Here is a 9131-nt window from a genome sequence, read left to right as displayed (position 1 = left end):
ACCAAAGACGGTTAATCGGGCATTTTTATGGTTGTTCACTGGGGCACCTCGGATGATTGGTTTGGTTGGCGCCTCCAGTTTTCCGGGAATGCCCCGAGTGAACAACCTACAGAGAGATCACAGCTAGTCATCAGGTAGCGAAACGCATTCTTGGCCTCTTCCCGGGTCCGCGGCCGCAGCTCTACCAGCAGGCCGAAGATGAACCAGTCTCGTGCAGAGGACTCCATGCGGTGCTCGTAATCGCCACTGGTATCACAGGCCTTTCGCAAGTAGTGAAGGTCATTCCAGTAGGCCAGCTCGTGAAGGCAATCGCTCAGGGTGTGTGGCATCAACTCGGGTATAGCCTTGAACCGATCGGCTACCTGTTCCGGCGGGTAGTCCCATTCCACCCGCTCAACCGTGCGCAGGGTCTCCAGACAAAATACCTCTGCCGGCGTGTCATACCACAGCTGCTCCCCAAAGCGCCCGATCGCCTCGGCCTCCCGGGCTCGTCGTTTGATGGTGCGCTCAGCCAGGCCATCAAGATTGGCAAAGCCGATGCTACCAAAGCCTGCCATGACATGCCCAGCACTGGCCACCAGCCATCTGCCATAGCGCCTCTCCAGTTCATCGAGTGGAGTGGTTATCCGTCCTGCCGCCTCCTTGGCTTGCTCAATACGAACCGGGTCACCGGTTTCAATCACCTGGCGTAGCCAGAGCAGAGCATCGATCTCTTTATCCCCGGTCACCACCTGCTGGGGTGGCAGATCAGGTACCGCCGGCAGGGTTTCCCTGCTTTGCCATGGAGGCAGGGTGAACATAGCCCGATGCCTTGGGTTATCGGCGAACAGTCCAGACCGACTGATGATGGCCTTCACGGTACCCAATGGCAGGCCAGCTATTTCGGCCACCTCCCTCATTGAGTGCTGGCGGCGTAGTTCAAGCACCTGCTCTCGTTGTTCGTTGCTCAATCTCAAGGTAACCCCCTGTTGCAGTAAAAGTGTGATCTCGATCGGCAGGTTGCACTGTATGTATCAAAAAAACGGTGGGAACAGTGGGAACGTGGGAACAATGCCCGCTAACCCTCGTCGTTACTGGGTTTGCTTGTTCCCACCAGGCTATATATGCAGTGGGAACAGGTGGGAACAAACCAAAATCCGGCATTTTTTGTTCCCACTGTTCCCACTTTGTTCCCACCTTAAATATGACTAGGTGGGAACAGCTTAATCCCTTGATACATAAGGTCTACAGATACATTCAATGCTCCTGTTCCCACTGTTCCCACCATTTTTGTTTCTTCTTTCACGTGCGCGCATGAGGCAGAAAAGAGAAGGGCCACACTTGGTAGCCCTTGGTTTCCTCTGGCAGTATCACTGGTCCTCTTCTTGGCCCTCTGCCTCATCAGCGAGCACTCGCGCAGTCAAGCCATACACCCATGCCAAACCACCCATACCAGGCAGCCTCACCTTACGCTGTAATCGCTTCTTGTCTTTGCCTGTCAGTAGATAGCCGGCTTCAAGGCACAAAATGGCCGCTCGCTTGGGATCTCGCCCTTTGGTGATCTCAAGCCAGCCCTGGGGCAACACAAAGAAGCTCACGCAATCAGACTCCACCTTGCGGTAGCCCACCATATTGGCTGGCCGGTGGTTAGCATCGAACCAGTCGGCAAAGCGCGTGAACTGGTGGGCAAAGATAAAGCCACGTACCTGCATCAGGGTGGCTGCGTCCTCCTGGTTGCCCAGGTGTCCCCGTTCTGCCAGCCAAGCTTTGAGGCAGACCCTCACCGCTCTGATGGCTTCCCCCTCTGGCCAGCCGGTTACCCCCAATCGGGTGGCCAGCTCCCCGGCCGCAGCCACCAGCGCAAACCGGTTGATAGCTCGGCCAACCTGATTACCCGCGCCCTTGGGAGTCAGCTCGGCTGCCAATTGCTTAATCTCGGCCTTCAGCCGCTCGCTCTGCTCATCCATGGCCTGAGTCAGGGCATGGGCATAGGTGCGAAAAGCGATGCCGTGGTGTGCTTCTGTGTTGGCTTTCAGGGTGTCGGCAAAACTGCGGCCTCCATCCATGCCATGCAGCCACTCAAACGCGCCATGGTGTCCGGTATCGCTGGGGATCTGGATAGTCCGTACCTCCATCCCAGCCTGGGTACTCTTCCCGGCACTGGCGGCATGATCCTCGAGACTCAACTCACCGGTGGAGAGGAACAGTAACCGCCAGGCCTTACGCTCTCTGAGCTCACCGTCCTGCTTACTGCGGCCCTTGCCTTGGCCGTTGGCCAGCATGTAGGCAGTCTGTCCTGCTTCCCGGCCGTCCAGCTCGCCCAGTTCATCCAGACAGAGCAAGGCATCATTACGCCGGCTGGCGATCCCCTCGATGGCATTACCGGTGGCCCGCCAGGTTTGGGAATACCGATCCGGGTACCCATAAACACTCGCGGCCGCCTTCATCACGGTGGTCTTGCCGTCGGTACTCTCACCCTTCAGGTGGAAGCCACCGCCCTCCATGCCTACCAAGGAAAGCAGAGGCGCAGCAAAGGCAAGTGACAGCGCAAAGCAGAGACGGGAGTTGCCCACGGCAAGCCCTGCAACTCCCTGTTGCCAGCCGGCCAGGGTACCGTGCTCGGTAAAGTCGCTGGCGGTGTAGCCGGCGGTCTGCAGAATGACCCCCTCAGCATCCGGCCCAATGGACCCACCGGGCAGCACATAGGCATGGCCATGCCACCCAGTGCGTTCGACACAGGTGATCCGCCGCTTGGGCTGGCAGCTCATCAGGTAGGATGCCAGTTTGCGCTTATGACCAAGCTCGATGAAGGGCAGCCCCGCATCCAGCAGCGCGGCAAACACCTCCTCTCCGTTGCGCGGGACCAGGGAGCGTACCGGCATGGCCCACTGCCGCACCCGCCCGGCACTGTCCCGCCACTCCAACAAGCGGCCATAGCCTCGGCCTTGCTCATCAGCTGTTTCAGCCAGTACATGGACGGGACTGGCAATGGGTACCCACTCTTGCCGGGCATCCTCCCCCCGGCCCACCATCGTTAAGGCACACAGGCGCGATCCCCGCACCTCGAACCCGGCAGGCAGCTCTGGTCCCTCCTCTGGATTGCCTTTCACCAAATGGAGTGGAGCCACATTGTCTGACCAGGGCGCGTCGTCCGATTGAGTGCCTGCCGCCAGTCTCTGCTCAAAGGCCACCACATCCACCAGCTGCCAGGGCTCGGCGTTCTGGCCCTGATGACCACGGTAAAGCTCTGCCCTGGGTGCTTGCTTGCGCAGTGCCACGATCAACCGCTTGGCTTTCTCGGGGGCCAGGTTGCCAAACTGGTGAATGATGACCCGCTTGGTGGCATCCCGATCGGCCATCTTGTAGAGGCGGGCCTCCTCATCCAGCTGGGCAGGCCCCACATACAGCGCCTGCTCTGGTTCCACCTCCGGATCAATAGGGTTATCTGTGGCTATAGCCTCGTTGTGAGCGCGCTGCAGGGTGGCCCTGATGCCTGCATCCCGACTGGCTTGCTCACCGGTGTGGATCACGACCACCTGCAGATCGTCCAGGTCAGCAAACTTGAGGAAGGCACCGGCCCGGGATGGAGGGCGGTTTTGATGACTGGAGCCTGCAGTTCCTTGGTATACCACTGTCATTGCATTGCCCTCTGCTTGCTCTCCTGGGTCAGCTCAACCACAGGATCCTTTCCCTCTTCAAGCATCTGGCGAACATCGGCGCAGAAGGCGCAATACATCTGATCCATCACCAAGGCTCCCAGTGGAGTGAGCTCATCGTTCACCACCATATGCCGCAGCATCAGCAAAGCATCAGCTTGCCCCTGCTGCGCCCCGGCATGCTCCAAGTGAGCGCCCACGATGTTGTTATGGATGGCCATCGTCAGTGAGTCTGTAGCAAGGGGGAGCTGGATCCCCAGGTGGGTAAACACATTGCCCCGGGCGACCAAGTAGGCCTGTGCCAACTGATCCACCAGCTTAGTTATCTCAGTCATGGTATCCCCCTGTTGCATTGCTCTCGCCTGGTTGTTTCTGGGCCTTGGTCAGCCGCTTGAACAGCTCTCGCAGCACCGCAGGGCGCAGTGGATTGCGTGACAGCTCGCGCCACATGCGGCCATTCAGGGTGTTGATCAGTCGATTACTCATGGCGGGCACCTCCCAGCAGAACTACAACCAGCTCCTTGAACGCCCGATCATCTAAACCGGCTTTCAGTTCTCGAGCCTCTTTAGCGGTAACAGCCACCGCGGCGCCTTTGGTTTGGGCAAGGAAACGATCCCGATCACTTCGACACATGAAGGCACTCAGGCTGCCTTGTTGTGACCGTTTCCCAGTACGTGGATGAGTAGGGCCGATGAAAGTGGCCGGCGAGCTGCCATTAGCCCATGCGAAATAGGTCATGCCAGTACCTCCTGGCAGAGCCCAACCTCAATACGCAGGGCATCAAGCAAAGCGTGGAACTGAGCCCGCTCCTGGCGGCATAAATCGGTTTGTTCCAGAACACTGGCAAACTGCTCGAGCAGGGACTCCAGACGGGATGGGGTGAACTTGGTCATGCTGCCACCCCCTTGCTCGGAGTGCGGGACATGAACACCAGTGACAAGCCAGGCAAGTTGGCGCGGGCTTGGGCCTCGGTGTTGGCGATAATGGCGATAGTGCGGATACGACGAAGCTCTGCCAAACGGCAGGCGCAGGGGCGCTGGATCAGGAAGGTGAAGATTTTGGGTAAAGCTGGGGTGGGGACAGTAGCCATGATGGCAGCCTCCGTAGTGGTTAGATTTTCTCTACCACCGGAAGACGCCAATCTCCAACTGGTGGCAGCCCGGACAAGGTTGGCGTAACTGGTCACTACGGAACCCAGCGCCCCTTGCGGGGCCCTCGCCCGAACCGCCATAACACTGTAGGGGCCACCGACCAGGTAGGCCAGCAGCGCCCCAAGAAATGAGGAACGAGTACCGACAAAAAACCACGCTAGAGCGTGGGTCGGCTCCGTAGATATTTTCGAGACGCCAATCTCGGCAACGGATTTTGCCGTTGCGTGGAGAATCGTACCCTGTTGGACGTTGTGGGACAAGAGAGGAAGGTAATTCATGCCCACCTCTCCCTATCAACATGTGCCGCCAGCATGCTGGAGAGACGCGCTTTACGTTCGGCAAATGGCATCCCAGCGTCAATTAGGGTTGCGTTGCTGCGCTCAAGATAGGCGATCTGTTCAAGCTGATGAGAATCCATGTGCTGACGCACTTCCCGGCAACCACCATGCAATTCGGCCCAATGCTTGGCATCCACCCCTAGCACCAACCGGTTGAGCATGTTCAGTTCGTTGCTGCAGTGGTGTGCCTTGGTCTCCTTACCTGCGCTGGTACGGGTCTGCTGCAGAGCACGGCACATCAACCCATGGTAGTCCTTGGTTACCTCCCGCTGAGCCTTCCAATGAGCCACCGCGACAGCTTGTTGCTCGGGAGCAACGATGGATAGGCGACGCTCACAGTCGATGAAGTAGTGGCGAGCCTGCCGGCCTTCGTTGTTGCGTTCGACCATTGCCAGCTCTTTGGCCATGTTGAGCGCAAGATGGTATTCCTTCACCCGCTGCGGGCGTGCTTTTGTGCTCCCCGAAATGGGGGAGCTCAAAGTTTCGACAACGGTGTAATCCAGCCCCTCGATAAAGCGATACTCCCTGATCCGCTCCTGTACCCAGGTGGAGAAGCCACGGCCCACCTTGAGGAAGGCGTGAAGCTCTCGGGCGTGGACGACCTGGATCCGTTTACCGCCGACCTCATGCTGATGGATGGGCAGCAATGTAGACAAGGGATGGCTGTTTTTGGGCAAGGCTTCACCCTGGGCAATGAGCCCATAATGTTTTTGCATGGAATACCTCGGGGTTAAGCGGCGGGAGGAAGGGGGACCGCTGCCGGCGTGCGGGCGCACAGAATGGCAACGTAGTTATCTGCCAGTGGTGCGGCCTGCCTCTGGTGTCGCCAGTGGTTGATCAGTGTCACCAGTTTATGGGCTTGATCACGGTCAGCCAGCCAATAGCGTTTGAAGCGAGTGATTCCGCCGCCGCTATGTTGGTGCTCAAAAAACGCATCAGTGATAGCTACCCCGTGGTTTCGACGGAGTAGGCCAATGCTGTTGCGCAAGTTGAGGTCATGGAGCCCAGCCAGGCCAGACAAGGCGCTGACGCCCTGGGCTCCCTGCTCCAGCAGGTGGGTGGCGACCAATTCGTACTTGGTGATATGCTGACCCTGCTCAAGCTGGGTCGTGCCGTTCGCGGTACGGCCTTTTTCTTTTTGCATCTTTCCCTCCTTACGCTGCTTGGCCTTGAGCGTTGATCCACTCGTGAACCTCTTCACAACGCCAGGCAGTGACCCGGACTCCCAGCTTGATTGGCTTAGGGAACTTGCCTTCACCAACCATCCTCCACAGCGTTGACTTGCTGAACGGTAACGGGCCCACCTTGCTTGCCGTAGTAACCAGTTGTGCCTCTCGAATAAACCCTGTTTTCGGTATTGTCATGTGAGTTCTCCTGAAATGAAAAAGCCCGACACAGTGGTCGGGCTTGAAAGGGATAAAGCAGTTGTTGTTGATGATGAATGACGCTGATTTTGACTTGGGATTCTCCAACGCAAAAACTCGGCACGATGGCCGAGTTTGGATATGTTTGGGTATGAAAAAGGCCCAATCTCTAAAGAATGGGCCATGATGGGTAAATCCTAACGCTGGTGTGATAACGAGTCAAGCGGTCGCTTAACGTCCCGCCCCCTCCTACCGCTTACCCTGCTCTGTGAAAGTTCACCGGGCGAACATTGCCACCCTGTTGCGATTCATAGAAATCAGCCAGCCACTGCAAGAGCTTGCGCCGGTCGTCCAGGTACTCCGCTCGATGGTAGGCCGCCCGCACCTTGTTACGCTCAGCATGGGCAAGCTGACGCTCAATGACATCCGGATCAAAGCCTTCCTCGTTGAGGGTGGTGGATGCCAAAGCCCGAAAGCCGTGTGGGGTGGCAATCCCCTTGTAGCCCATCCGTCCCATGGCATAACTCAGCGTGTTCTCACTCATGGGGTCGGTCAGCTTACGCTCACTCGGGAACAGCAGCTCACAATGCCCTGATACCTGGCGCAGCTCCTCAAGCACAGCAAGAGCCTGTCGGGATAGCGGTACGATATGGGGAGCCCGCATCTTCATCCGCTCAGCCGGGATGCGCCATTCGGCTCGCTCGATGTCGAACTCATCCCAGCGAGCAAAACGGACCTCACCAGGGCGAGTCATAGTCAGCATCAGCAGATGGAAAGCTAGACGGGTTGCGGGGTTCAACGGCTCAGCAGCCAAGCGTCGGTAAAATTCCGGCAGTTCAGCCCGCGGCAGTGCCGGCCGATGTTCCTGCTTGGTGGCCCTGAGAGCCCCTTTCAAATCCTGGGCCGGGTTGTAGCTTGCCCGCCCAGTCTGGATGGCATAACGCATGATTGAACTGATCCGCTGCAGTACCCGTCCAGCGGTCTCGGTGGCTCCCCTTGCCTCTACCTTGCGCAGAGCATCCAACATGATGGGAGCTGTCAGCTCAGAAACTGGCACCAGCCCTAAGTCTGGAAAGGCATCCACTTCCAAGGACTCGATCACCCTCTTGGCATGACCTGGACTCCAGATAGCTAACTGGCTCTGGTGCCACTCTCTGGCTATGGCCTCAAAGTTGTGCTCGCTGGCAAGCCGGCTGGCAACCTTGCTCTGCTTACGAGCAAGGCTGGGGTCGATACCTTCCGCCAATTGCCTGCGGGCATCCTCACGCTTAACTCTTGCCTCTTTCAGAGAAACCTCTGGGTAGACCCCCAGAGCCAGCACCTTCTCTTTGCCACCGAAGCGGAACTTGAGGCGCCAGTATTTTCCGGACGAAGTGACCAGCAAGAACAGGCCCTTTTCATCAGACAGCTTCTGCTGTTTGCCATTGAACTTGGCTTGTCGGGCAGCGGTATCGGATAGCGGCATGGGGGTATCTCCCGTTTTAACTTGGGGGTACGTGACGGACGCTGGGGGTATAAGTCGCAACTCCACAGGCCAGGAATGGCAAGGGATAGCGAGCTGTGGGGGTACTTTTTACCCCTTCTAGGGACTGTACCCCCAGAGATACCCCCAGAAATGGGGGGATGTCATGAGGCTTTATGATACGACAAGAGACAACAAAAAACCCGCAAGCCTTACGCTATGCGGGTTTCTGGTCTGCCGTGGTACGGCATGAAACTGTAATATGGTGCCCGGGGTCGGACTCGAACCGACACGATTATTCATCGGCGGATTTTGAATCCGCTGCGTCTACCGATTTCGCCACCCGGGCAACTGCGAGGGATTATACGAATGGCGCGATGCCATGCAAGGTGTTTTTCTTGTGCACGCTCTCGTTTGCTCATTTATTCAACGCCTTGCCGATACAAGGTCAGTTACATAGAATGCCCGCATCATATTAATGGAATAAAAACGATGGCCAAGCGTACACCCGTCTCACCAAAACCTGTCTCTACCGCTACCCCGCACTACCCGTCGGCGGGTCTGCTACGCCGCCTCGGCGCTCTGCTCTATGACTATCTGGTGGTCATCTCTTTGCTGATCATCGCAGGCTTTATCGGTATGGGGGTAGCGCATCTGCTGCTGGCAACCGGCGCTGCCACCCTTCCGGAAGGCAAAGACGCTTCCTGGTTGCTGACCAGCCCGCTCTACAGCGCCTGGCTCGCCTTCATCATCTGCGGTTTCTACACCTGGTTCTGGACCCGTGCCGGTCAGACCATAGGCATGCGCGCCTGGCGACTGCGCATTCAGAATGCGGATGGCAGCAATATTCGCATCACCCAGGCCCTGATCCGGCTGGCGACGGCGGCATTCGGCCTTGGCAACCTGATGTGTCTGTTCAACCGCAAGGCTCCCCGCGCCTTTCAGGACATCTGGTCCGAGTGCGAAGTGGTGGTGTTGAGCAAGCAGGAGAACCTGGAGCAGCTGAACAAGTGAGCTGGCGAGCAGGATATGAATAACAAGAAGGGCACCCAGTGGGCTGTCTCTTATACAAAAATCCCCAAGCGTCGCTTGGGGATTTTTTTGAACTTCTCTCCCATTCTGTGATCTGAACCTTTCATCGCTCTCTTCCCTGGTTCTAACATGCCCTTCACTCAACCGG

General features: G+C 57.7%; 12 protein-coding genes and 1 tRNA gene. 1 reads left to right on the top strand and 12 read right to left on the bottom strand.

Annotated features, from left to right (window positions below; translation table 11 throughout):
* Positions 1 to 35: 35 nt before the first annotated feature.
* The 12 genes from GWQ31_RS21560 to GWQ31_RS21505 form a co-directional block, all read right to left on the bottom strand.
* Positions 36 to 800: a hypothetical protein gene (locus tag GWQ31_RS21560; protein ID WP_275910241.1), complete on the bottom strand. Its 765-nt coding sequence runs from the start codon at positions 798 to 800 to the stop codon at positions 36 to 38.
* A gap of 549 nt (positions 801 to 1349) precedes the next feature.
* Positions 1350 to 3617, bottom strand: a complete 2268-nt coding sequence (locus GWQ31_RS21555; protein ID WP_275910240.1) for a DUF927 domain-containing protein — start codon at positions 3615 to 3617, stop codon at positions 1350 to 1352.
* Complete coding sequence (locus tag GWQ31_RS21550) at positions 3614 to 3970, bottom strand: hypothetical protein (protein ID WP_275910239.1); 357 nt, start codon at positions 3968 to 3970, stop codon at positions 3614 to 3616. The genes GWQ31_RS21555 and GWQ31_RS21550 overlap by 4 nt, the downstream gene beginning before the upstream one ends.
* Positions 3963 to 4121 (bottom strand): hypothetical protein, encoded by a 159-nt coding sequence (locus GWQ31_RS21545; RefSeq protein ID WP_275910238.1) that lies wholly within the window; start codon positions 4119 to 4121, stop codon positions 3963 to 3965. The genes GWQ31_RS21550 and GWQ31_RS21545 overlap by 8 nt, the downstream gene beginning before the upstream one ends.
* The gene (locus GWQ31_RS21540; protein ID WP_111588967.1) at positions 4114 to 4374 is read right to left on the bottom strand and encodes a hypothetical protein; all 261 of its coding nucleotides are present in this window, start codon (positions 4372 to 4374) and stop codon (positions 4114 to 4116) included. Before GWQ31_RS21540 ends, GWQ31_RS21545 begins: the two co-directional genes overlap by 8 nt.
* The gene (locus tag GWQ31_RS21535; RefSeq protein WP_275910237.1) at positions 4371 to 4529 is read right to left on the bottom strand and encodes a hypothetical protein; all 159 of its coding nucleotides are present in this window, start codon (positions 4527 to 4529) and stop codon (positions 4371 to 4373) included. Before GWQ31_RS21535 ends, GWQ31_RS21540 begins: the two co-directional genes overlap by 4 nt.
* The gene (locus GWQ31_RS21530) at positions 4526 to 5065 is read right to left on the bottom strand and encodes an ash family protein (RefSeq protein ID WP_275910236.1); all 540 of its coding nucleotides are present in this window, start codon (positions 5063 to 5065) and stop codon (positions 4526 to 4528) included. Before GWQ31_RS21530 ends, GWQ31_RS21535 begins: the two co-directional genes overlap by 4 nt.
* Complete coding sequence (locus tag GWQ31_RS21525; RefSeq protein WP_275910235.1) at positions 5062 to 5841, bottom strand: antA/AntB antirepressor family protein; 780 nt, start codon at positions 5839 to 5841, stop codon at positions 5062 to 5064. Before GWQ31_RS21525 ends, GWQ31_RS21530 begins: the two co-directional genes overlap by 4 nt.
* Positions 5842 to 5855: 14 nt before the next feature.
* Entirely contained in the window at positions 5856 to 6269 is a 414-nt protein-coding gene (locus GWQ31_RS21520) for a hypothetical protein (protein WP_275910234.1), read from the bottom strand.
* 10 nt (positions 6270 to 6279) lie between these two features.
* On the bottom strand, positions 6280 to 6489 hold the full coding sequence (locus GWQ31_RS21515; RefSeq protein WP_275910233.1) for an AlpA family phage regulatory protein: 210 nt from the start codon (positions 6487 to 6489) through the stop codon (positions 6280 to 6282).
* 256 nt (positions 6490 to 6745) lie between these two features.
* Positions 6746 to 7954, bottom strand: a complete 1209-nt coding sequence (locus GWQ31_RS21510) for a tyrosine-type recombinase/integrase (protein ID WP_005902375.1) — start codon at positions 7952 to 7954, stop codon at positions 6746 to 6748.
* A gap of 260 nt (positions 7955 to 8214) precedes the next feature.
* Positions 8215 to 8300 (bottom strand) — tRNA-Leu (locus tag GWQ31_RS21505).
* 143 nt (positions 8301 to 8443) lie between these two features.
* Here GWQ31_RS21505 and GWQ31_RS21500 point away from each other — a divergent pair.
* Positions 8444 to 8965, top strand: a complete 522-nt coding sequence (locus GWQ31_RS21500) for an RDD family protein (RefSeq protein WP_192873253.1) — start codon at positions 8444 to 8446, stop codon at positions 8963 to 8965.
* Positions 8966 to 9131 lie beyond the last annotated feature (166 nt).

This window comes from Aeromonas sp. 2MA4 (genome assembly GCF_029237305.1).
GTDB lineage: Bacteria > Pseudomonadota > Gammaproteobacteria > Enterobacterales > Aeromonadaceae > Aeromonas > Aeromonas salmonicida.
Note: the sequence above shows the minus strand (reverse complement) of the source record. Positions and strands in the feature narration are given on the sequence as shown.